This is a genomic window from Alteromonas sp. ABV2_168, from assembly GCF_056161165.1.
The window spans coordinates 335,677-357,385 of sequence record NZ_JBSWYQ010000003.1 but is presented as its reverse complement, the minus strand read 5'-3'; the positions used below and the strand labels follow the sequence as shown (position 1 = coordinate 357,385).

The 21,709-nt window shown below is 49.9% G+C and carries 21 protein-coding genes; 8 read left to right on the top strand and 13 right to left on the bottom strand.

Going from position 1 to position 21,709, the window contains the following annotated elements:
• Window positions 1–398: 398 nt before the first annotated feature.
• Entirely contained in the window at window positions 399–1,838 is a 1,440-nt protein-coding gene (locus ACXAH4_RS07105; RefSeq protein WP_474881279.1) for an amidohydrolase, read from the top strand.
• A gap of 130 nt (window positions 1,839–1,968) precedes the next feature.
• On the opposite strand, the gene rpsI is transcribed toward ACXAH4_RS07105, so the two are convergent.
• Together rpsI and rplM are read right to left on the bottom strand one after the other, a co-directional pair.
• Window positions 1,969–2,361, bottom strand: a complete 393-nt coding sequence (rpsI, locus tag ACXAH4_RS07100) for a 30S ribosomal protein S9 (protein WP_119500166.1) — start codon at window positions 2,359–2,361, stop codon at window positions 1,969–1,971.
• A 12-nt stretch (window positions 2,362–2,373) separates the two neighbouring features.
• On the bottom strand, window positions 2,374–2,802 hold the full coding sequence (rplM, locus tag ACXAH4_RS07095) for a 50S ribosomal protein L13 (protein ID WP_070123948.1): 429 nt from the start codon (window positions 2,800–2,802) through the stop codon (window positions 2,374–2,376).
• A gap of 334 nt (window positions 2,803–3,136) precedes the next feature.
• On the opposite strand from rplM, the gene ACXAH4_RS07090 reads away from it, so the two are divergent.
• Window positions 3,137–4,000, top strand: coding sequence for a hypothetical protein (locus ACXAH4_RS07090; RefSeq protein ID WP_474852416.1), 864 nt, complete (start codon window positions 3,137–3,139; stop codon window positions 3,998–4,000).
• Here ACXAH4_RS07090 and ACXAH4_RS07085 read toward each other — a convergent pair.
• From ACXAH4_RS07085 to djlA, 11 genes are all read right to left on the bottom strand, one after another.
• On the bottom strand, window positions 3,963–4,415 hold the full coding sequence (locus ACXAH4_RS07085; protein WP_474852415.1) for a MazG nucleotide pyrophosphohydrolase domain-containing protein: 453 nt from the start codon (window positions 4,413–4,415) through the stop codon (window positions 3,963–3,965). The two genes, ACXAH4_RS07090 and ACXAH4_RS07085, sit on opposite strands and share 38 nt — an antisense overlap.
• Window positions 4,393–6,576, bottom strand: coding sequence for a GTP diphosphokinase (gene relA, locus ACXAH4_RS07080; RefSeq protein WP_474881277.1), 2,184 nt, complete (start codon window positions 6,574–6,576; stop codon window positions 4,393–4,395). Before relA ends, ACXAH4_RS07085 begins: the two co-directional genes overlap by 23 nt.
• A 15-nt stretch (window positions 6,577–6,591) precedes the next feature.
• Window positions 6,592–7,926 carry a 23S rRNA (uracil(1939)-C(5))-methyltransferase RlmD gene (rlmD, locus tag ACXAH4_RS07075; protein WP_474844935.1) on the bottom strand — a complete coding sequence of 445 codons (1,335 nt, stop codon included), beginning with the start codon at window positions 7,924–7,926 and terminating at the stop codon, window positions 6,592–6,594.
• A 2-nt stretch (window positions 7,927–7,928) separates the two neighbouring features.
• Complete coding sequence (gene acpS, locus ACXAH4_RS07070; protein ID WP_474844936.1) at window positions 7,929–8,306, bottom strand: holo-ACP synthase; 378 nt, start codon at window positions 8,304–8,306, stop codon at window positions 7,929–7,931.
• A 2-nt stretch (window positions 8,307–8,308) separates the two neighbouring features.
• A complete protein-coding gene (gene pdxJ, locus ACXAH4_RS07065; RefSeq protein ID WP_474881276.1) occupies window positions 8,309–9,052 on the bottom strand; it encodes a pyridoxine 5'-phosphate synthase in 744 nt (247 codons plus the stop codon).
• Between the two features lie 84 nt (window positions 9,053–9,136).
• A complete protein-coding gene (recO, locus tag ACXAH4_RS07060) occupies window positions 9,137–9,832 on the bottom strand; it encodes a DNA repair protein RecO (protein WP_474881274.1) in 696 nt (231 codons plus the stop codon).
• Window positions 9,833–9,839: 7 nt separating this feature from the next.
• Entirely contained in the window at window positions 9,840–10,112 is a 273-nt protein-coding gene (locus ACXAH4_RS07055; RefSeq protein ID WP_474844939.1) for a hypothetical protein, read from the bottom strand.
• On the bottom strand, window positions 10,105–11,835 hold the full coding sequence (gene recJ, locus ACXAH4_RS07050) for a single-stranded-DNA-specific exonuclease RecJ (protein ID WP_474881273.1): 1,731 nt from the start codon (window positions 11,833–11,835) through the stop codon (window positions 10,105–10,107). Before recJ ends, ACXAH4_RS07055 begins: the two co-directional genes overlap by 8 nt.
• Before the next feature lies 1 nt (window position 11,836).
• Window positions 11,837–12,622, bottom strand: coding sequence for a DsbC family protein (locus ACXAH4_RS07045; RefSeq protein WP_474881271.1), 786 nt, complete (start codon window positions 12,620–12,622; stop codon window positions 11,837–11,839).
• Between the two features lie 146 nt (window positions 12,623–12,768).
• Entirely contained in the window at window positions 12,769–13,683 is a 915-nt protein-coding gene (gene xerD, locus ACXAH4_RS07040; RefSeq protein ID WP_474844941.1) for a site-specific tyrosine recombinase XerD, read from the bottom strand.
• Between the two features lie 6 nt (window positions 13,684–13,689).
• Window positions 13,690–14,535: a co-chaperone DjlA gene (gene djlA, locus ACXAH4_RS07035; protein ID WP_474844942.1), complete on the bottom strand. Its 846-nt coding sequence runs from the start codon at window positions 14,533–14,535 to the stop codon at window positions 13,690–13,692.
• A gap of 332 nt (window positions 14,536–14,867) precedes the next feature.
• Here djlA and ACXAH4_RS07030 point away from each other — a divergent pair, with 332 nt between their 5' ends.
• From ACXAH4_RS07030 to ACXAH4_RS07005, 6 genes are read left to right on the top strand one after another with little or no spacing between them, the layout of a single operon-like run.
• On the top strand, window positions 14,868–17,111 hold the full coding sequence (locus ACXAH4_RS07030) for an LPS-assembly protein LptD (protein WP_474852402.1): 2,244 nt from the start codon (window positions 14,868–14,870) through the stop codon (window positions 17,109–17,111).
• A 58-nt stretch (window positions 17,112–17,169) separates the two neighbouring features.
• The gene (gene surA / locus ACXAH4_RS07025; protein ID WP_119500150.1) at window positions 17,170–18,450 is read left to right on the top strand and encodes a peptidylprolyl isomerase SurA; all 1,281 of its coding nucleotides are present in this window, start codon (window positions 17,170–17,172) and stop codon (window positions 18,448–18,450) included.
• Window positions 18,451–18,464: 14 nt separating this feature from the next.
• A complete protein-coding gene (gene pdxA, locus ACXAH4_RS07020) occupies window positions 18,465–19,448 on the top strand; it encodes a 4-hydroxythreonine-4-phosphate dehydrogenase PdxA (protein WP_119500149.1) in 984 nt (327 codons plus the stop codon).
• Window positions 19,445–20,266 carry a 16S rRNA (adenine(1518)-N(6)/adenine(1519)-N(6))-dimethyltransferase RsmA gene (gene rsmA / locus ACXAH4_RS07015; RefSeq protein WP_474881270.1) on the top strand — a complete coding sequence of 274 codons (822 nt, stop codon included), beginning with the start codon at window positions 19,445–19,447 and terminating at the stop codon, window positions 20,264–20,266. The genes pdxA and rsmA overlap by 4 nt, the downstream gene beginning before the upstream one ends.
• Before the next feature lies 1 nt (window position 20,267).
• Window positions 20,268–20,645, top strand: a complete 378-nt coding sequence (gene apaG / locus ACXAH4_RS07010) for a Co2+/Mg2+ efflux protein ApaG (RefSeq protein ID WP_303573707.1) — start codon at window positions 20,268–20,270, stop codon at window positions 20,643–20,645.
• A gap of 46 nt (window positions 20,646–20,691) precedes the next feature.
• The gene (locus ACXAH4_RS07005) at window positions 20,692–21,507 is read left to right on the top strand and encodes a symmetrical bis(5'-nucleosyl)-tetraphosphatase (protein WP_474881269.1); all 816 of its coding nucleotides are present in this window, start codon (window positions 20,692–20,694) and stop codon (window positions 21,505–21,507) included.
• Window positions 21,508–21,709 lie beyond the last annotated feature (202 nt).

Sequence of the window (21,709 nt, the reverse complement as noted above, 5' to 3'; positions counted from 1 at the left end):
GTCAGCACCCGTCTGCTGTGAGCGTCACGATGCTTTATAATTATTTCGACCAAAGATGATAAGTGAAAAGCCCTTATTGTTACAAGGTTTTATCAACGATTAAAAAACGATAACCTGCGCTTAATCAAAGACCTTTTAAAAATTTAATGATTCCTGTCCTGTTATTATCATTGTAGTGACATGATGTATGGTGATTGTCACACAATGATGAAACCCGAACGGATTGCCGTTCAATTTCAATAATAAGCCGGAACAGGAGTCAAATCTTCAGCCGGACTTCAGTATAGTCTATCAGTTCCGGAAAACCGTTTTTCCGGCGGGAATTTAATAATAATTAAACCTTAGCCCCGAAATGCACAATTAACCGGTTAATTAAAGCAAGGAGCGTCACTAATATCATGAGAACACTCAGTAAAATTCTCTGGGTTACCCTGCCCTTTTGCACATACTTCACTTTTGCTGCGCAAGATGACACAACGTTTGTTAAAAACGCCATTGCTGATCATCAATCTCAAATGGAGAACATTTCAGACTCGTTGTGGAACTGGGCCGAAGTTGGCTATAAAGAAACACAAAGCTCAGCTTTAATGCAGACTGTCCTCCGTGAGCACGGCTTTAACGTTGAAGCCGGTGTGGCTGGTATGCCTACCGCTTTCGTAGCCACCTGGGGTCGCGATGGTCCGGTCATCGGCATGCTGGCAGAAATGGATGCTCTGCCCGGACTGTCTCAACAGGCGATTCCTGAGAAAAAACCACAAAGCGGCATGCACAACGGTCATGCCTGCGGCCACCACCTGTTTGCCGGTGGTTCGGTGGGAGCTGCGCTGGTTGTAAAGGACTGGCTGGAAGCCACCGGTAGCGCTGGCCAAATCCGCGTGTATGGTACGCCTGCGGAAGAAGGTGGTTCCGGAAAGGTGTATATGGCACGTGAAGGTTTGTTTGATGATGTAGATGTGGCACTTCACTGGCATCCGGGAGACGGAAACTCTGCCGAAGCTTCTTCCACTCTTGCCAACAAGAGTGCAAAGTTCCGCTTCCGTGGTATTGCGGCTCACGCTGCGGCTGCGCCGGAACGGGGTCGCTCCGCGCTGGATGCAGTAGAAGCAATGAATATGATGGTGAACATGATGCGTGAACATGTACCTGACCGCACCCGCATCCACTACGTGATCACAAATGGTGGTGCCGCTCCGAACATCGTGCCCGATTTTGCTGAAGTCTATTACTATGTGCGCTCCCCTGAACCTGAAGTGGTGCTGTCTTTATGGAAACGTCTGGAAAAAATAGCAGAAGCCGCAGCACTGGGAACGGAAACAGAAATGGAAGAGGAAGTCGTTGGCGGCACATGGAACATTCTGCCTAATCTGACGCTGGCCCGCCAGATGGATAACAGCATGCACGCATTCGGCGGGATCAGTTACAGCGCTGAAGAAGAAAACTTCGCTGATAAAATTCGTCCGTCACTGGGTAAACCGGCCATGAAAGCGAAAGGCCAGCAAAGTGAGGTTGCTGAGTTTTCAGAGGATATCCCAGTCTGGTCTGCATCAACAGATGTGGGTGATGTAAGCTGGCAGGTACCTACAGCCGGATTGCGTGCAGCAACCTGGGTTCCGGGTACACCACCCCACAGCTGGCAGGCGGTTGCTGCCGGAGGCATGTCCATCGGTAAGAAAGGTATGACGCTTGCGGCCAGCACACTGGCTCTCACTGCGATAAAATTATTCGAACAACCTGCGGTCATTGAAGAAGCAAAAGCAGAATTCGACCGTCGTGCATCAGACGTGGAATATGAAGCTCTGCTGGGTGATCGAAAGCCAGCGCTGAATTACCGCGATTAACGCGACCAATCAGAGTATTTCCGGTGTTTCAGCGTGCAGCAGAAACACCGGACAAACTTATCAGTAAATAAAATACAGGCATAAAAAAACCCGGTCGATGACCGGGTTTTTGATAACAGTAGTAAGCGAATTAACGCTTGGAGAACTGTGGCTTCTTACGTGCTTTGTGCAGACCAACTTTCTTACGTTCAACGCGACGAGCGTCACGAGTAACAAAGCCAGCTTTGCGCAGTGCAGGACGTAACGCTTCATCATACTCCATCAGAGCACGAGTCAAACCGTGACGAATTGCACCAGCCTGACCGTTTGAACCGCCACCTTTTACAGTAACGTAAACGTCAAACTTCTCAGTCATTTCTACCAGCTCAAGAGGCTGACGAACAACCATGCACTCAGTCTCACGACCAAAGTACGTATCCAGCGCGCGTTGGTTAACTACGATGCTGCCTGTACCCGGACGCAGGAACACACGAGCAGTAGAACTTTTGCGGCGGCCTGTGCCGTAGTATTGAGTATCTGCCATGTCAAATGCTCCTTAGATGTCCAAAACTTGTGGTTGCTGAGCTGCGTGCTTGTGTTCTGCACCAGCGTAAACTTTCATTTTACGGAACATTTCACGACCCAGAGGGCCTTTTGGTAACATTCCTTTAACTGCTTTCTCAATAACCATTTCTGGCTTGTGAGCGATCAGCTTTTCAAAGTTTGTCTCTTTCAGACCACCAGGGTAACCAGTGTGCGCGTAGTACATTTTGCCCTTCGCTTTATTACCGGTTACAGTCACTTTCTCTGCATTGATAACAACGATGTAATCGCCAGTATCAACGTGAGGAGTGTACTCAGCTTTATGCTTACCACGCAGACGGCGTGCAATTTCAGTCGCAAGACGACCTAAAGTTTTGTCAGTGGCATCTACCACGTACCAGTCACGTTGTACCGTTTCTGGTTTAGCAACAAAAGTTTTCATTTCAAAATCACCCGAAAAATTCTTCGTTACAGATTACCGGAACAGCCGGAAATCTAATTAAAATCAATGACCGGACCCCTTCGAGCCCATTGATTCTTCCACCTTCCCAAAGGTGGGTGTAACTGGGCAGGGCGCGAATTATACAGGATTTGAATAAAAAGCGAACCCCTGACGGGAAATTTCTGACAATTAAATAAAAAATTGGCATTGCTCAATTATTAAGCTAGATTAAATAGTGTTTACGCACACATCCGGCAGACAACAAACTTTGCTTATAAAAATACGATATATCTGCCAGAGGCTGCTTCTGTGCATTACTCTACTGTGCTCTTTCATGTGCAGCGCTCCCGCGTTGTCTCAAACTTATACCTTTACTCAATCCTTCGCCGGCCCGACCTACGGCGTGTACCATATAGATGTGCTGCGCGCGGCACTGCGCGTCACTGAAAAAGACTACGGTGCTGTGACCCTTGAGAGACATCCTTTCCCCATGCCGCAGGGGCGACAAATTCTCACGCTGCTTCGGGGTGAAAGCGACATCATGTGGAGTGTGACCACTGATGAACTTGAACAACAACTACTGCCGGTAAGGTTCCCTTTACTGCAAGGGTTAGGCGGTCACCGTATTTTCGTAATCAATAAAAATAAGCAAAATGCCTTTGGCCCGGGACAGACCCTTGATGGTATTAAGTTGATGACATCGGTTCAGGGGAGTGACTGGCCGGACACCAAAATTTTGCAGTATCACGATTTTACAGTTGCCAGTATCAGTTGGAGTGACTGGTACACCACCATGTACCGCAGTCTCGAAGAAGGGATCATCGATTATTTTCCCCGTAATGTGGTGGAGGTATACAGAGATTTGTCCTATCACAACAGCGATAAGCTGACTATCGAGCAGAATCATCTGATCATTTACCCCAGCTACGAATATTTTTTTGTCGCCCCCCATGCGCCCGAATTACAACAAAGATTGCAGGACGGACTGACAAGGCTGTTGAAATCCGGAGAACTGGCGAAAATATTTAACCGCTACCCTGAGCACCGCAAAGCATGGGACATGGTAAAAAAGGGGAAGCGGGTTGTGCATCTGCTGGAATCAAATGTGTTGTCATACTCTTTTGAAAACCCCGACTGGATAGAAGCACCTTACGCGTTACTTAACGAGATTTCTGCTTTGCAACCTCAGCCGCTTTAGCTTTTACCCAGAAGGATTCTAAAGACGGCAAGTCGTAACCGGCTAGTGCCCGGCCTTCTTCATTGGCCAGCGCAACCACGTGTTCGAACCTGTAGCGGAATTTTTCACTGGCTTCACGCAGCGCCTGATCGGCATCAATATCCATATGGCGGGCTAAATTGACGATGGCGAACAAAGCATCGCCAATTTCTTCCTGAAGCCGGCCTTTGTCCACTGGGCTTGCATCCAGTTCCTGCTGAACTTCATCGACTTCTTCTTTTATTTTATCCAGCACCGGCTGTGTTTCATGCCAGTCAAAGCCCACGTCCCGACAGCGCTGCTGCAAGGCCTGCGCATATTTGAGCGCAGGCAATGTGGGATCGGTGGCTTTGAAGAACGCCTCAGCATTACCGTTAACCGGTTTTACGTTTGACATCAACCACACCTTTTAACTGCAACAGCCGGGTCATCACTTTTGATAAAACCTGACGGTCCGGCACTTCTACCGAAATAGAAATCATCGCCGTCTGGCGGGTTTTATCACTCAGACTGTTAACGCCAAGCAGCGCCACACTCTCGTTTGCCAGTACAGTAGTGATATCTCTGAGCAGACCAGTCCGGTCTGAACAGAAAATGTCGATACCGGTTTCAAAACCCACATTTAACTGTGTCGACCAGCTGACTTCAATTTGTCTTTCAGGATGCTGTTCTAACAAATGCTGCAACTGATCGCAGTTTTCTTTGTGCACACTGACACCCCGCCCCTGCGTGATATAACCCATAATGGATTCACCGGGTACAGGCTTACAGCAGTTCGCCAGCTGACTCATCAGGTGACCAACCCCTTCAATGACAACTGTATCCTGCTTGCCTTTAGAGCCGGCATTCTTGCGGGTTTTCACCTTCGGACTGATTTCCGGCTCTTCTGCCGGCTCCGGCTCCAGCAGGTGCTGAATATGATTCACCACCGTCATCACACGGATATCACCCACACCGATGGCGGCGTAGAGATCGTCCACGTGCTGGAGATTGTACTTCTCACACGCTTCGGCAGGTACTTTCACCGGCAAGTGGGCACGGGATAATTCCCGTTCCAGCATTTCCTTTCCGGCCAGCAGGTTTTTCTCTTTATCCTGCTTTTTAAAGAACGAGTGAATAGTCGCTCTGGCTCTGGATGAGTGCACATAGCCAAGCCCGGGATGCATCCAGTCACGGCTCGGGTTGAGCTCTTTACCGGTATGAATTTCTACCTGGTCTCCGCTTTGCAACTGGTAGGTAAATGGCACAATACGCCCGTTTACTTTAGCGCCGATACACCGGTGACCGACGTTACTGTGAATGTAATAGGCAAAATCCAGCGGCGTTGCGCCCTGTGGCAGGTCGACAACATCCCCTTTAGGGGTAAACACATACACACGGTCATCGAATACCTGACTACGTAATTCTTCGACCAGGTCGCCGCTCTCCGCCACTTCTTCCTGCCAGGCAAGAATGCGGCGCAGCCAGTTAATGCGTTCATCGTAACCGGATGCCTTTCCGGTAGACCCTTCTTTATATTTCCAGTGGGCTGCCACACCCAGTTCTGCATCCTGATGCATTTGCTGAGTACGGATTTGAATTTCAACGGGCTTGCCTTCCGGCCCCACAATGACCGTATGGATAGACTGGTATCCATTCGGTTTTGGTGTGGCGATATAGTCGTCAAACTCTTTGGGAATATGTTTATAGTTTGCGTGAACGGTACCCAATGCGGCATAACAATCCTGCAACCGTTCAGCAATGATGCGTACCGCACGAATATCAAAAAGCTGCTCAAAAGTAAGGTGCTTTTTCTGCATCTTTTTCCAGATGCTGTAGATATGCTTAGGGCGGCCGTAGACTTCCGCTTTGATGTACTCGTTATCCACCAGTGCCTGTAAGTCAAACACGACATTCTGAATGTAGGTTGCCCGCTCCTTGCGCTTACCATCGAGCTGTTGAGCAATATCTTTATAAGTTTTCGGATGCAGGTAGCGGAAAGCCAGGTCTTCCAGCTCCCACTTTAACTGACCGATACCCAGACGGTTTGCCAGCGGCGCATAAATCGTCGCACACTCTCTGGCAACCAGCACCCGGGTCTCTTCGTCGGCTTTTTTAACCTGTTGCAGTGCACAAATCCGTTCAGCCATCTTAATTACCACGGCGCGGACATCTTCCACCATAGCAAGTAACATCCGGCGGATGCTGTCGATATGTTGTTCGTCAGGAACAGACAGGGAAGATTCGTTCCGGCGGCGGCTGTGCAGAGTTTTGATAGCGTCCATGCGGCGGACACCATTGATCAGATCGCTGATCTCTTCACCAAATTCCGCCAGCACGTCAGTATCGGTGAGATTATGCTTTTCACAATACGGGTACACCAGTGCCGCCTGCAGCGTGGCATCATCCATGTTCAGCTGATGCAGAATTTCCACCATTTCCTGCCCGACCAGCAGACGGTCAGGCATATGGGACACTGCTTTTAATTTTTCTTTTGTAGTATCACTTAACGACAGACTATTTAACCAGGCTTCAAATGAGGGTCTGTCAGGCTCATGTACTTTTCGTGTTGATACCATAAAACATCAACTCGCTTATGCTTTGTTCTTGTGGTCCGTTAATAACATCATGACTTCCAGATGTCGGGTATGGGGAAACATTTCAATGAGCCCCACGCGCTCGATTGCATACCCGGACGCCAGAAGGCACTGCGCATCTCTTGTCAGAGTACCCGGATTGCAAGAAACATACAAAATTGATTTTACCCGTTGTCGTGTCAGGATTTCACATACGGCATACGCGCCTTCCCGCGAGGGATCCAGCAACAGTTTATCAACACCGCCGCTCAGAGCCTGAGCTACCACCTGTTCATCAGACAAATCCAGATGTAACCAGTTCACATTGTCTACGCCCTGTTTTGACGCATTTTCTTTAGCCCGCTGCACCATTTCAGCCACGCCCTCAACGGCCTGCACCTGTGCTCCCCGTTTTGCCAGCGACAGGGAAAAGTTACCCAGCCCGCTGAACCAGTCGGCAATTTTTTCACCGGGCTGCGGATTCAACCACTCCATGGCCTGTGCCACCATCATAGCGTTAACCGGCCCGTTTACCTGAACAAAATCATCTGCCGCCGGAGACAAACTCAATCCGGGTTCTGTGGTGCAATACAGCTCCGCTTCTTTATGCAATGTAAGCGTGCCTTCCTGTCCTTCCACGGTCATGTTTACTTTATGCTCAACAGCAAATGCTATCAGTGCATCGCCGAATGCCGGGGACATGGGTTTAGTCAGCCGCACAGAAACAGCATTCACATTATCGCCGGCAAGTAAGGTGACATGGCCCACATGTTTACGGGCAGAGTGACCCGACAGAAGTGCTTTTAAAGGCGCGATCAGCGCAGATAATCCGGGTTGCAGTACAGGGCACAGGTCAACATCCACCACCTGCTTACCCTGCTCTTCCCGGTAACCTAACTTAAACTGTTTGTCATTTCGTGCGTCTGTGGCGAGCCGGGCCTTCCGGCGATAACCTCGACGTTCTCCGGTAACCGCTGCGGTCCAGGGAATGTGATCTAACCCAAACTGTAATTTCCACCAGCTATCCAGCGCTTCCTGACGATATGTGAGTGCCGCACCGGCATCTGCATGTTGCAACTGGCAACCGCCACATCGATCAGCGAGGTCGCAAAAGGGTGTTACCCGATGAGGACTGGACGTGAGGATTTTTTTTACCGACGCTCTTGCGAAGCGCTTTTGTTGTTGTGTAACCAGCACATCAACTTTTTCGCCGGGCAGCGCACCATCTACAAACAGTACTGGTTTGCTGTCGTTACACACACCTTGTCCAGTCATGTCCCAACGTTGAACGGTGACTGTTTTACCGGTTTGTGTTTTTTTCGACGACTTTGCCGGCTTATAGAAACTGACCATAATTATGATTCTAAAATAACAGTAGCAGTAGCGTAATGCTGCTCATCAGAAATGGAGACATGACTGCGAACAACGCCCTTTTCTTTACAGCGTTTTGCAAATTCATCACTAAAGGTCAGAAAAGGGGCGCCGGACTCATTGTTACTCACACAGATATGATGCCAGCTGATCCCCCGGCCAATCCCCGTGCCCAATGCTTTGACCGCTGCCTCTTTCACCGCGAACCGCTTAGCCAGATATCTTGCCGGTTCAGGGCTCGCTCCGAAGATAACCATTTCCTGCTCAGTAAGTACACGGCTGGCTATCCGCGCTGAACGGGACAGAGCGTCTTCTATACGGGCAATTTCGACAATGTCCGTGCCCATTCCCACAATGGCCATGCTCAGCCTGCTTTTCCTGCACGGGTTTCCTGCATCAGCGCACGCATATCAGCGACGGCTTTTGCCAGACCATCAAACGCCGCACGGGCAATAATGGCGTGACCGATATTCAGCTCAATGATTTCAGGAATGGCGGCGACAGGCTTCACGTTATGGTAGTGCAGGCCGTGACCGGCGTTAACTTTCAGGCCTTTTTTAGCGGCATAGTGAATACCTTTTTTAAGCCGTGCCAGTTCCACTTCCTGTTCACGCTCATTTTTTGCTTCAGCATACTGACCGGTGTGAATTTCGATATAAGGCGCACCACATTCAATGGCCGCATCAATTTGCTTCTCGTCTGCATCAATAAACAGGGAAACCTGAATACCCGCTTCACCCAGCACGGTACAAGCGTTTTTCACTGCATCAAAATTACCGGCGACATCCAGACCACCTTCTGTGGTCAGCTCTTCACGCTTTTCCGGCACCAGACAGCAAAAAGCAGGCTGTGTTTTCAACGCTATCTGCAGCATTTCGTCTGTCACTGCCATTTCCAGATTCAGACGGGTGTTGATCGTTTGTGCCAGTAAATCCACGTCACGATCTTTAATATGACGGCGATCTTCCCGTAAATGCACAGTGATCCCATCGGCGCCTGCCCGCTCGGCCACGTCAGCGGCATGTACAGGATCGGGATAATTCGTACCCCGTGCGTTTCGCAGCGTGGCAATATGGTCAATGTTAACGCCCAGTAAGATGTCGTTCATGGATAGATAACCCTGGCAATAAAGTGTGAAGATTGTAGCAAAGAAGTTCCCCGCTGACTCAGGAAAATAGGCGTCAGCCACCGCCTAAGCGCGAAATAATTCTCTGCTTTTTAACGGTTTACCGCCCAGCAATTGATGCAGTGCCTGGCGGTTGATTAATTTCGCAGCCCGTCGCGACAGCGCGGTCCATTCACCGTTTCCTAATTCGATAAGCGTCGTTCCCGGCAACCGGTGTTTATGCCCGGGCTGATGACAGGCCACAAACCCCTGTTCCGGTGAATACAGATACCAGCCATCAGGCTCAATGGCTTCACCGCTCAGCCCGTCAGTAAACCAGTCCGCGAGCATACCCATTTCTTCTAACAGAGAAAACTCAAACTCACGTAATGTTTTTTCAATATCAGGTTGAACGATAAGGGAATTCAGGGCGTGCTCATATTGGGCATACACTGTATCACTGGCGAGGCCCGCCGGCATGACACGGTTAAGTATTTCATTTAAATACATGGCACAAAACAAATCGTTCCCTGCCAGCATGGGCACCGGCCCGCCACTTTCAATTTGTCTGAGGTTTTTAAGATCGGTTTTTCCGCTGAGCTGGATGCGCACTTTACGGAAGGGTTGCAACAGGCTTTTGCGCTCATTCTTGCTGCTTCTCACGCCTTTCGCTACCGCGCTGACCTTACCGGTTTGCAAGGAAAAGAAATCAACAATATAAGACGTTTCCCGGTACGGACGGCGGTGGAGCACATAAGCATCTGACCAGTCTGGCTGACTCATCTGGGGGTTAACTCCGCTTGATCCGGACCACTTTCATTGTTTCAAAAGGGATACCCGCCACTTCCTCCTGCTGACGATAATAGGTCAGGTTGACCCTGGCCCCTTTGAGTGACTGATACTGTTGTTTACGCCGGAAAATGAAGGGCACGTCCACACCTTCGAGCATCAACGTATGACGCACCCACTCGCCTTCTTCACGCTGAACGTGAGACACGACTTTGCAGTTTTCACTATGGGTCAGCGCCTGATGCTTCTCTGTGAGTGCTTTACCGTCATTCACCGGGCACGATCTCTTCAATAAGCAGTTGAACGGACTCCCGTCCCCGGAAGGTGTTAATATCGAGCTGATACACCACCTGTGCGCGCAGGATACCGGCATTTGGCCATACTGTGGTGTCTACACCAAATGCAATGCCGTCTACTTCTTCGCCGTTTGCCTTACGGAATACCAGCTTAAGGTGATTTTTGTTTTCGCCTACCATGCGTTGATCAACAATATCCAGCACACCGTCAAACTTAGGGGCATCAAAGCCCTGACCGAACGGGCCGGCCTGACGCAAGGCATGAGCCAGACTTAAATCTATTTCGTCAGCAGCCAGCTCACCATCAGACAGTATTTTTCTTTCGCAATCAATATTCGCCAGATGACGCAGGGTGACATGATGAAACGCCTTTTCAAACTGACCCAGCGCATCTGTTGCCAGGCTTAAACCCGCCGCCATAGCATGGCCGCCAAACTTGTCGATCACACCCGGCCAGCCGGTATTCACTTCATCGAGAATATCACGGATATGCAAACCGGGAATGGAGCGCGCAGAGCCTTTAATGGTGTTGTCGTCCTGGTTGGCAAAGACAATAACCGGCCGGTGATGCTTTTCTTTTAAGCGTCCGGCCACAATGCCAATGACGCCCTGATGGAAATGGGGCTGGTACATCACCAGTGCAGGAGGCAGGTCCTCGCCCACAGAAACAGAAGCCAGTGCCGCTTCTGCCTCTTCTTTCATTTCGGTTTCTATGGCCCGCCGTTGTAAATTCAGACGGTCAAGCTCGGCTGCCATATGGCGTGCCTGCAACGGATCATCGCAAAGTAAACACTCTATTCCCAGCGCCATATCGTCCAGCCGTCCGGCTGCGTTCAGCCTGGGCCCGATAACAAATCCCAGATCGGTACTGGTGAGGTAAGCCAGCGGCTTATTGCGGTTAGCAATTTCGAACAGAGCCTGAATGCCCGGCCGGCAATGTCCACTGCGAATGCGTTGCAGGCCCTGATACACCAGAACACGGTTGTTCTTATCCAGCGCAACAACATCGGCAACGGTGCCTACTGCAACGATATCCAGAAGCGTCGCCAGGTTAGGCGGCTGTTTGCCTTCAAACCAGCCTTGTTGCTGTAACGCTGCCCGTAAAGACAGCATCAGATAAAAGGCTACACCAACGCCGGCCAGATTCTTTGACGGAAATTCACAGCCCGGCTGGTTGGGATTCACAATCGCATCGGCATCAGGCAGCGTGTTTCCCGGCAAATGGTGGTCCGTCACGATAACGGTGAGCCCCAGCGCTTTCGCCCTCTTCACACCGGCAAGGCAGGCAATACCATTATCAACGGTAAGTAAGATATCGGTACCCTGCTCATACGCGACATCAACAATCTGCTCACTGAGGCCGTAGCCGAAATCAAACCGGTTAGGCACAAGATAGTTCACCTGCTGCAAGCCTAACTGGCGCAGCGCCAGTACACAAACAGCGGTGGAAGTTGCACCGTCGGCATCGAAGTCACCGATAATGGTGACCCGCTTTTGCATTTTGATAGCGTCAACCAGGCAAGCCGACGCAGCGTCGATGCCTTTAAGCAGGTTGTAATGGGAGAGTTGTTTTACAGCGTTATCCAGCTCGTCAATATTCCGGATAGCGCGGCCGCGGTACACCCTGTCAAGTACAGGGTGCAGTTGTGTGCTCAAACGGAAGTCAGAGCAAAGCTCCCGTCTCACAATGGGTAACGACATATTATTCAGTTTGTGCGATTTCTTGGATCAGGACGTCTGCAGGCTTATAACCCGGCAACATGGTTCCGTTATCAAAAATGATGGCAGGCGTACCACGGATCCCCAGTTTACGGCCGGCAACAAATTGTTCGGCGACAGTGTTATCGCAATCTTCTTTTGCAAAGGTCGGGTTAGCGATTGATTTCGCGCGGGTTAACGCTTCCTGCGGATTCTTTGCACACCAGATAGAAACCATGTTTTCATAGTTCTCTGTACCCAGTCCGGCACGGGGCCAGGCAAGATAACGTACAGTGATACCGGCCTCATTTAACTCGTCTACTTCACGATGTAACTTCTTGCAATAGCCGCAGGTGTAGTCTGTAAACACTGTCATTACGTGTTTTTCGTTTTCAGCTTTAAATTCGATGCCCTGATCAGCGAACGGTGCAATGGCATCAAGACGAACCTGACCCAGCGCCACTTCGGTAAGATCTTTCATACCCGCGTTCACATCGTACATGTGACCGAACATCATATAATCTGCGTTTTCAGTTACGTAAAACACCTGATTCGCCGCAGTCACTTCCAGCAAACCATCGACAGGAGAATTAGCAATAGCTTCAGGTTCAACACCCACAATGCTTTTTACTTTATCGTTGACCGCCTGCTCTGCACTGCTGTTTACAGTCGCCGCAGGCTGACTTGGCGCCTTTCCGGTGGATTCAGATGATGCATCAGATTCTGCCGAGCACCCTGTTGAAAGCACAATACCTAACGCGACCATCACGGCATAACGAATATTCTTCACAAAAACTCCCGGAACGCAGGCCAGCCGCCCGCATGTATCAATACGTAAACAGATTCTTATGCAATACTATCACAATCTCACCCCGGCAAAAGTTATCTGAAAGTCCGTGATCATTCTTTCACCGCAGAAAGCGTATGAGAATACCTTCATCCCCTCGGGTGATGGGTATGAATGAGGTTTTGCAGCCGCTCGGTGGCAACATGGGTGTAAATTTGTGTGGTAGAAAGATCACTGTGACCAAGTAACATTTGCACTACCCGCAGATCAGCCCCGTGGTTTAACAGATGTGTAGCAAATGCGTGGCGCAACGTGTGCGGCGATAAATGTTGTGTGATACCGGCAACAGAGGCGTAGTGCTTGATGCGGTGCCAGAACGTCTGCCTGGTCATCTGCACGCCCCGCAGGCTGAGAAAAAGTACATCTGTCTGGTGTTTTATCAGTTCAGGTCTGGCAGTTTTACAGTAGGTTTCAATCCAGTCGACAGCGTCCTCTCCCAGCGGCACAAGACGGTCTTTATTGCCTTTACCGGTCACCCTGACAACACCTTGCTGAATACTCACCTGATCCAGCCGTAAGCCAATGAGTTCACTGACCCGCAACCCTGTGGCATAAAGCACTTCCAGCATACATTTGTCACGGCACTCTACCGGATCTTCGGGGTTTGGCGCATTGAGCAAATCATCCACCTGAGCTTCACTTAATGACGAAGGCAATTTTTTCGGCAACTTCGGATTAGCCAGCTGAGTCACCGGGTTATCGGTACGTACCTGCTTTCCGATAAGGTAAATATAGAACGCCCGCATGGCAGACATGGCCCGCTGGGTACTGCGGGCAGACAGGCCGGCCTCATGACGGTACTGTAACCAGGCCTGCACTGATTCAGTGTACAGCAGGCTGATATCGTCTATCTTTTCCTTCGCCTGACAGAACAGAGCCAGTTTTGATAAGTCAGTGCGGTAGCTCTGCTGGGTATGTTCACTCAACCCTTTCTCTAACCAGAGCATATCGGTGAACTCGTCAATTAACGCCCGGTTTTTGTCGCTCAGTACCTCTTTTGCCATGCCGGATCAGAACCCGCGCTTTTCTTTGATAAGTTCATAGGCAGCCTGAATATCCTGCGCTTTGGCTTTGGCAATATCCAGCGCCTGTTGCGGTAAGCCTTTTGATACCAGTTTGTCCGGATGATGCTCAGACATGCGCTTGCGATAAGCACGTTTTATGGTTTTCTCATCATCCGACGCGGTTACACCGAGAATACTGTAAGCATCGTCCAGAGACTGGGTATCAGAATATGACTGCGCCCGTTGCTGATGACCGTGCTGACCACCCTGCCCGCCGCGCTGACGGAATCGAATTTCCGCTTCATAAGCAGAAATCAGAAAATCCAGATCTTTTCGCTTGAAATTCAGCACCATGGCGACTTTTTCCAGCACTTTGTATTCTGGTGTGGACAGCGTGCCGTCAGCAAACGCGGCCTGAATCAGGATTTCCAGGAACATTTGCAGTATGTCCCGGCGGCCATGGCAGGACTCAACCAGGCCTTTAAGTGTATCTGCCAGCGGAAAAGCGGATGATTTACCTTCACGGAATGCCTGCTGGGCTTCACGGCGGGCATCGCCGGTCAGCTGCATATCATCCATCAGTACTGTAGCAATTTTTATCTCCCGCTCGGTAACCTGACCATCGGATTTAGCCAGGTGGCCCAGTGAAGAAAAGAGCGCATGGAAAAACACTGCCTGCTGCTTCATTCCGGACTGGTCAGTAAAGAAACGGCCAAATCCGCCCAGCTGATTAAAATCCTGACTGTAAGCCTTATCGAAGAAGTGCCCCACGATTAGACCCAGAATCGCTCCCGGTATTTTCAGGAACATAAAACCAAATACAAAGCCGAGGATTTTCCCCCAAAAAGACATACAACCTTTCTCCTGATTGACGTAAAGCAGCTGATGAATACTGTATAGCAATGCTGCCTGACTTGATACTCTGCCCTGACGGCACAGTAAACGGAATTTATGACATTAACGATGAGATATGGCGTCAAACCGTAAAGATCAAAGTCAAAAAACACTGAATTGACAAAAACACTGTAAAACTTTTCAATTTTTTAGCTTTGACGGTTGGCTCAGACACCAGAAGTGCTTAGAATTGCTTACTTTATGGTTCGCTGGCGAAAGCATTAGTGAACCCACGATTCAGGACACCGTCACATATCATTGTGATCACGAAACAGGCCTCCCACAGACGCATGAAAAAAACCTGTGCCTCCTTTCTGCTTGTCGCACTGAGCAGCACCGCCGCGCTGGCGCAAGAATCACGGTCTCCGGCCGAAAAAAATGACGATTCGCCCGGGTTTTGCCCTGTGCCACCGGTCAGTTTTTCCAGTAAAAAGCTGATGCAGGCCGGTGAAGTGAAAGTTGAGGCTAACCGTGCTGAAATCATTGAACGGGAAGTTGCTCTGTTTTCCGGCAACGTCGATATTACTTCAGACTCTGCCACTATCCGTGCCGATCAGGCGCAGATCAATAACAACGGCCAGCAATTGTATGCCAAGGGCGATGTTGAATACGCAGATAAGCAGTTGCATGTGGCATCTGACAGCGTGGATGTTGATTCCAAAGATGAAAGCCTGACTATGTCAAACACGGTTTATCATCTTAACGGTTCAAACGGCCACGGCGATGCCAGTACCATTGCGTTAAATACTCAGGATGGCCTTGTTCTGCGTGATGTGAGTTTCACAACCTGTCCTGAAGGCGAAGAAGAGTGGCTGATCCGCGCGTCTGAAATCAGTATCCGCCGGGGCAAAGCCTGGGGTGAAGCCAAGCACACCCGCTTTTATCTGGGCAATGTGCCGGTATTTTATCTGCCTTATTTTGCCTTCCCGATCACAAATCAGCGTCAGACCGGCTTTCTGTTTCCTAAGGTGTCTAACTCCAGTAATACCGGCGTTGATTACGAACAGCCCTTCTACTGGAATATGGCACCCAACTATGACATGACGCTGTCCCCCAGGGTTATGAGTGCCCGTGGCGTGCAGCTGAAAACGGAATTCCGTCATATGTCAGCAGCCAGTTACAGCCAGCTGAATATGGAATATCTGCCACAGGACAATGACATGGCAGAGAATCCGGACCGCTATTTCTACCGCGTATTCCATGAAGGGAACTTCGCAGATAACTGGACCGCCTCAGTGAATGTTAACGGACTGAGCGACGACAACTACATTGTTGATTTAGGCAGTGATTTTTATAACCGGGCTGATACTCACCTATTCCGGACAGGCTCTGTCAGTTACAGCTCTGATGAAGTGCTTTTCTCGGTGAACGTGAGAGACTTCGAAATTATTGGTGATTACACAGACACCTACCGTGCACTGCCTGAAGCCAAATTGAATTATGTTCATCCGCTGGCCCGTTATCTTGAGTTCCGCCTGGATTCAGAGCTTGCCTGGTTTGACAATACCTCACCGGATGCGCCGACGGCGATGCGATTCCACGCTGCGCCCACACTGGCGATACCTTTTCAGCGACAGTGGGGAGAATTTTCCGCAGAAGCCAGCATGCTGAATACATATTATCGCCAGAAAAATATCGAAGGAACCGGACTGGAAGAGAAAGTGAACCGGACGCTGGGACAGGGAAAACTTTACGGCGCATTGTATTTCGAGAATGACGAAAGCTGGTTCAGTAAAGACATGTCGATGACCCTTGAGCCGCGGATCCAGTATCTGTATACCAGTTACGAAGATCAGAAGGGGATCGGATTCTACGACACCACCCTGTGGCTGACTGACGTTGAAGGTCTTTTCCGTGGTCAGGAATTTACCGGTCTTGACCGTATCAGCGACAATAATCAGGTTACCGTGGCGTTAACCAGCCGCCTGCTGGATAAGACTAACCGGGAACAATTCGTACTCAGTGTGGGTCAGATATTCTACCTCGATGAAAACAAAGTCATTGCCGCGACAAAAGAAGGTGACCGTTCAGCACTGGCCGCAGAGCTGGACTGGCGGGTAAATGATGAATGGTTCTTCCATACTGATTTTCAAATCGCCACAGAAACCGATAAAGTAGAGCGCGCAAGCACCACGTTTGAATACAGGGAAAGCAGCAGTAAGCTGATTCAGCTGACGCACCGCTATGTGAGGGAACTCTCCGGCGAAACCATTGACCAAGTAGGACTGTCTGCCGCCTGGCCTTTATCCGACCGCTGGCAACTTGTCGGCCGGACATACCGTGATTTAGACCTGAACCGGAGTGTAGAAAACTACTTCGGCGTGCAGTATGAATCCTGTTGCTGGGCCATTCAGATTGTTGCCCAGCGTCAGTTAAGTAACCGTTATGCCGCCGACGGTGCGCAATCTGTCGATGAATTCGATTCCGGTATTTCCATGCAATTCATTTTCAAAGGAATGGGTTCAGGAAGCACCGGCAATAATATGTTGTCGAACGGATTATTTGGCTACCGGCAGCCATATAGTTTAAATTAATGCGCCCGGCTGTTAAACGCAGCCGGCAGCAAAGCATAAACCGATAAAAAGAGTGATTATGAAGTTCATTATCCGCGCTATCTGTATCAGTGCCCTGTTTTCATTTATGAGCATGGCGCAACCTGTTTCACTTGACCGCGTAGCGGTTATCGTTGACCAGGGCGTTATTCTGGAAAGTGAAATAGAAGACCTGATTGCAGATGTTAAGCGTAACGCAGAAGCACAGGGACAAGCTTTACCTTCAGACCGTGTTTTACGTACTCAGGCAATTGAACGCCTGATCACCAAAAGTCTGCAAATGCAAATGGCTGAACGGATGGGTGTACAGGTCAGTGATCCCCAACTGGAGCAAACCATCGCCAATATCGCCCAGCAACAGGGCGCATCGGTAGAAGATTTACGCAACGAACTTCGTCAGCAGGGCATTGCTTACGACGATTACCGTGAAGATGTGCGTGAAGAGCTTATCGTAGGCGAAGTGACCCGTGCTAACGTTCGCCGCCGGGTATACATCACACCTCAGGAAATCAGTGGTCTGGTGAAATTAATGGACCAGCAGGGTGCCGAGCAGGCTGAATATAACCTTGGCCACATTCTGATTGGCCTGCCTTCCAGCCCCACTGACGAAGACGTTGCCAGCGCCCGCGACCGTGCAGACAAAGTTATCGAAATCCTCGAAGGTGGCGCAGACTTCGCCAAAATAGCTATTACTTCATCTTCAGGCTCTAACGCTCTGGAAGGTGGTGATATGGGCTGGCTGAACATTAACTCCATGCCGACCCTGTTTGCCGAAGCGGTTCAGGGTAAAGAGAAAGGAGCACTGGTTGGCCCTATCCGCAGTGGTGCAGGTTTCCATATTCTGAAAGTCATCGATACCCGCGGTATTGAAAAAGTGACCATTGAAGAAGTGAATGCCCGTCACATTCTGATAAAACCGTCTATCATTTTAAGCGATGAAAAAGCCCGTGAGATGCTGGTGAAATTCCGTCAGCAAGTTATCGACGGTGAAGCCGACTTCGGTGAGCTGGCAAAAGAATACTCTGAAGACCCGGGTTCTGCTTTGAAAGGCGGCGAATTAGGCTGGTCAGATCCAAGCATCTATGTACCGGCATTCCGTGAAGCGCTGGCAGGCCTTGAGCCCGGAGAATACAGCCAGCCTGTACGCTCGCAGTTTGGCTGGCACTTAATGCAGCTACTAGACCGCCGCTTTGACGATGCAACAGAAAAACGCAAAGAAGATAAAGCTTCTCAGTTGCTGTACAACCGTAAATTTAAAGAAGAGTCAGAAGCCTGGTTGCGTGAAATGCGTGATGCTGCTTACATTGAAGTACTGGAATAAAACAGGTTAGTTAAATGAAGCCAATCAGAATAGCAGTCACTCCCGGCGAACCCGCAGGTATCGGTCCTGACCTCATCATTGCTCTGGCACAGGAGCAGTGGGATGCCCAGCTGGTAGTGTTCTGTGATGGCGACATGCTTAAAGCCCGTGCACAACTGCTCGGGCTGCCCCTTCAACTGCAACCGTATGATGCCGGCAACAATGCCATCCAGCCGGCGGGCACACTGTATTTACAACAAATTGATACAGCGACAGCTGTTATTCCCGGTGAGCTGAACAGCGACAACGGTCATTACGTAGTTGAAACCCTGCGGCAGGCCTGTCAGGCGAATATGGAAGAAGGCTTTGATGCGGTGGTTACCGGACCGGTAAACAAAAGTATCATCAACAAAGCCGGTGTTTCCTTCAGTGGTCACACAGAATACTTCGCTCATCAGTCGAATACGATGGATGTGGTGATGTTGTTGTCTACTGACGGCCTTAATGTAGCGCTCGCCACCACCCATATTCCTCTGGAGTATGTATCCAAAGCCATCACCAAAGATCGCCTGAATAAAGTGATTCATATCATCAACACGGATTTGAAACTTAAATTCGGCATTCAGAAGCCACGAATTTACGTTTGCGGCCTGAATCCTCATGCTGGCGAAGGTGGGCATCTGGGTACTGAAGAGTTAATCACCATCATCCCTGCCCTTGATGAACTGCGGGAAGAAGGTCTTGATCTTACCGGTCCGTTACCTGCCGATACGATTTTCCAACCTAAATATCTGGACAATGCTGATGTCGTACTAGCAATGTATCACGATCAAGGTTTACCGGTGCTTAAATACAAAGGATTTGGTGCATCGGTCAATATTACGCTGGGCCTGCCCTTCATCCGGACGTCGGTAGACCACGGCACTGCCTGTGACTTAGCCGGCACCGGTGAAGCAGATGCAGGCAGCTTCAGAAAAGCTATGCAAAAAGCTATTGAGTTAGCGAACAAACAACAATGAGCAAAACACATTTAGGCCATACCGCCCGAAAGCGGTTTGGCCAGAATTTCCTGCATGACGATTATGTCATTGGCAATATTGTCAGCGCCATTAACCCTGTTGATGGCGAGAATCTGGTTGAAATCGGACCGGGTCTGGGTGCACTGACCGATCCGGTTTGTGAAGAAGTTTCAAAGCTTACCGTCGTTGAACTGGACCGGGACCTTGCCGAACGGCTGCGTCATCATCCTTTTCATGGCAGTAAACTGACGATCGTAGAAAAAGACGCGCTGAAACTCGATTTCTCCACGTTACTGCCCGACATGCCCGACCCGAAAGGCAAACTCAGAGTATTCGGTAACCTGCCTTACAACATTTCCACGCCGCTGATGTTCCACCTGTTCAGCTTTGCCGGAAAAGTGCAGGACATGCACTTTATGTTGCAAAAGGAAGTGGTTAACCGCCTTGCCGCCGGCCCGGGGTCTAAGAGCTATGGCCGCCTGTCGGTTATGGCACAATACTACTGCGCAGTAGTACCGGTTCTGCATGTACCTCCCGGTGCGTTCAAGCCGCCCCCGAAGGTAGACTCTGCGGTGGTACGGTTGATCCCCCACAGCCAGCCTCCTGTAGAAGTAACATCAGTCACGTTACTGGAAAAAGTCTGTTCTGCAGCGTTTAATCAACGCAGGAAGACTATCCGTAACAGTCTGGGCGACTGGGTGAGCGAAGAAGAATTAGTAGCGCTGGGACTGTCACCGGCAGCCAGGGCTGAAACCTTATCACTGACAGATTTTGCTGCCGTCGCCAACCTGGTAGCAAAACGGGACGGGGAATGCTGATATGCAGGCATCGCCAGGCATTATCGTCTCCGTTTCTACACGGCACCTGCCGGATCACCCGGCCAGCGGGCCTGACAAATACGCCTTTGCTTACCACATTACTATCCGTAACCACAGTGATGCCCGCGTTCAGTTGCTGAACCGCTACTGGCTTATCACCGACGGTAACGGTAAGAATACTGAAGTTCAGGGTGAAGGAGTTGTAGGCAAAAAGCCCCATATCGACCCTGCAAGTGAATATCAGTATACCAGTGGCGCATTACTGGATACACCGGTGGGCAGTATGCAGGGCCATTACGAAATGGAAGATGAAAACGGTCAGCGTTTTCGTGTGCCCATTCATATATTCAGCTTAAGTGTGCCGAACGCGCTCAACTAGCTGATATACCGGCACATGCCCGTAATCAATAAGACAGGATGCTGCCATGAGTGAATCACAAACTCTCGTTATCGGGGATATTCAGGGCTGCTTCGGTGGCCTGATGGCCCTTTTAGAAAAAGCCGGTTTTGATGAGCAAAGAGATACACTTCTTGCGGTGGGTGATGTGCTCGCGCGGGGAGAAGACTCCCATGCCACGGTAAAATACCTGATGGATCTCGGCGACCGCTTTCGTACGGTGCTGGGTAATCACGACCTGCACTTCCTGGCCGTATCTCAGGGCATTAAAAAGGCCAAAAAAAGCGATCGCATTGACCCGCTGTTAAATAGCAAAAAACTGGGCGACTATGTTGACTGGTTTCGTCAGTTCCCGCTGGCCCTGGCTATCAGCGAAAACACCACGATGGTTCACGCCGGGCTTTATCCCGGCTGGTCTCCCGCCCAATTACTCGCTTACAGTGATGAAATCAGTACGGTTCTCAAAGGAAGCGGCTGGAAAACGTTGCTGGAAAATATGTATGGCAATGGTCCTTTCGAATGGAAAGACACACTGAAAGGTGTACAGAGGCAGCGTTTTATTATCAACGCCTGTACCCGCATGCGTTTTATACAGGATCAGAAATATCTCGATTTTGCCTGTAAGCATCACCCGGATGACGCTCCGGCCAACCTCACACCCTGGTTTTCTATCCCCAACCCTGCATTAAGCGCTGAACAACGCATCATTTTCGGACACTGGGCGGCACTAGAGGGAGAAACCGGTTCAAAACAAATCACCGGGCTTGATACCGGCTACGTATGGGGCAATACCCTGACAGCGCTGCGACTGGAAACTAATGAACTGGTTAGTGTATCAGCCTGAATACCTCAGAAACTGGCAAGATACGTTGGTTTATACGATAGTTATGGCTCTTACGTGCAAAATCTGTTTACAATCACTTTAAACCGCAACAATTCCGACTAAAGTATAGGAATATTTTGTCGATAAAAACTTGCGGAGAGTAACTAAAAGATGGCAGGTCATGTCACGTCCTTAATATCAGTCATAAAGAACACAACTGATA